We start from the raw sequence: 1,966 nt of genomic DNA on the forward strand, positions 1-1,966 counted from the left end.
ATCCGTCGGTCGCGAACAGCTCGCGGGCCGCCGCGATCAACGCCGCCCGGTTCTCGGCCGCGGCGCTGGGGCCTCTGTTGGGTCGGCGCGCGTGGGACATGGGAGCTACAGTAGCAACCGGACTGTATCGTCCGGTTCGTCGGCCGCAAGCTCCCGGTTCTCGCTCGACACGCGTTGAAGGCAAGAGCTACGGTAACAACCGGACGATATAGTCCGGTCATTACCGCACGTCACCCGCATGGCCTGGGCCTACATCGCCAGAGCGCGCCGTCGCCCGCTCCGATCGAAAGGACGCGCACTTGACCGGCCATACCTCCGCCGACCGCGTCGCCCCGGCAACAAGGCCGCTCACCCCGCCTGGGGTGGCACCCATGAAACTCTTCCGAGGAGATACCGCATGAGCCAGAGCGAGCAGGTCCTGAACTACCCGATGCCGAGTGAGGCGGCGCTGGAGCCGCCCGCGGAGTGGGCGGAGCTGCGCCAGGGGTGCCCGGTGGCGCGCATCAAGTTGCCCAGCGGCGACGAGGCCAAGCTGCTGACCCGCTATGAGGACGTCAAGCAGGTGCTGGCCGACCCTCGCTTCACCCGCCTGCTGAACGCCCCCGACGCGGCCCGGCTGTCGGCCAACGACGACGGCGGGCTGTTCGGCAGCGAGATGGCGGCAATCATCCCCGACAGCGGCGAGGGACACCTGCGCTGGCGGCGCCTGATCGGCAAGTACTTCACCGCCAAGCGCATGGCCGCCCTGCGGCCCGCCATGACGGAGATCGCCGAGCAGCTCATCGACGACATGGTCAAGCGTGGCCGGCCCGGCGACCTCAAGGCGTCCCTGGGCTTCCCGCTGCCCGTGTACGTCATCTGCGACCTGCTCGGAGTCCCCGCGGCCGACCGGGACCGCTTCGCCTACTGGTCCGACACGCTGCTCAACCTCACCAAGTTCGGCCAGGCGGAGATCGACGCCGCCCAGGCCGCGTTCTTCCAGTACATGTCCGACCACGTGGCCGGCAAGCGTGCCGAGCCGGGCGACGACCTCCTCAGCGAGCTGATCAAGGAGAGCGCCACCGAAGGTGAGGGCCTGTCCGACCTGGAGCTGCTGGTTACCGGCATGGCGCTGCTGGTCGCCGGGCACGAGACCACCGCCAACATGATCGGCAAGATGGTCAGCATGCTGCTGGCCGACCGCGCCCACTGGGAGCGGCTGCTGGCCGACCCGTCGCTGGTGCGCTCCGCGGTGGAGGAGTCGCTGCGCTTCGACGCCAACTCCGGCTTCGGACTGCCGCGCTACCTGAAGGACGAGATCGAGGTCAGCGGCACGGTGCTGCCCCGCGGGACGACGGTCATCTGCAGCATGGCCGCCGCCAACCGCGACGAGGGCGTCTTCGACCAAGCCGACGACATGGACCTGAGCCGCAGCCCGAACCCGCACCTGGCCTTCGGCTCGGGTGCCCACTCCTGCCTCGGCCAGTCCCTGGCCCGCACCGAGCTGCAGGTCGTCCTGGAGGTACTGCTGCGCAAGCTGCCCTCCCTGGAACTCGCCGTGCCCGTCGAGGAGCTGGACCGGGTGGACGGCCTCGTGGTCGGCGGCCTGCGCGAAGTCCCCGTGCGCTGGTGACCACGCCATCGAGGTGAGCACCTGAGCTCTTCTCCGTGCGTGACGGTGCTGCGGCTCCCAGCCGGCAGCTGCAGCACAAGCACTCTCGGAACGTGGCGGCGATCCGCGCCCGTTCACGCCCATGGTGATGCCGTGACGAGAGGGGCGCGACTCGCGGCATGAGCGGATCCTTGCCGTTGCGAGGGACGTGTGAGCTTCCGGCCCACCGTCAATGGTCACGCCAGTTTGGGTGTCCACGTGGGGTCGCGACCACCGGTCCGGGTTGCGTCCGCGGGAGTGGTGTACGAGTTTGGCCTGGTCACAGGCGTGGCGTCGTGAAATGAAGACGGCCATCGCGTGATCCTTCGAGTAGCA

The 1,966-nt window shown here is 69.0% G+C and carries 1 protein-coding gene; it reads left to right on the top strand.

What is annotated here, in order from left to right; genetic code table 11:
- Nucleotides 1-397 precede the first annotated feature (397 nt).
- Entirely contained in the window at nucleotides 398-1,612 is a 1,215-nt protein-coding gene (locus AB0J09_RS63600; protein ID WP_360714063.1) for a cytochrome P450, read from the top strand.
- Nucleotides 1,613-1,966 lie beyond the last annotated feature (354 nt).

The organism is Nonomuraea sp. NPDC049784 (assembly GCF_040659615.1).
GTDB lineage: Bacteria > Actinomycetota > Actinomycetes > Streptosporangiales > Streptosporangiaceae > Nonomuraea.

Excerpts from the sequence above, each read along its gene's own strand:
- AB0J09_RS63600 (WP_360714063.1), top strand. The coding sequence starts at position 398 with ATGAGCCAGAGCGAGCAGGTCCTGAACTACCCGATGCCGAGTGAGGCG.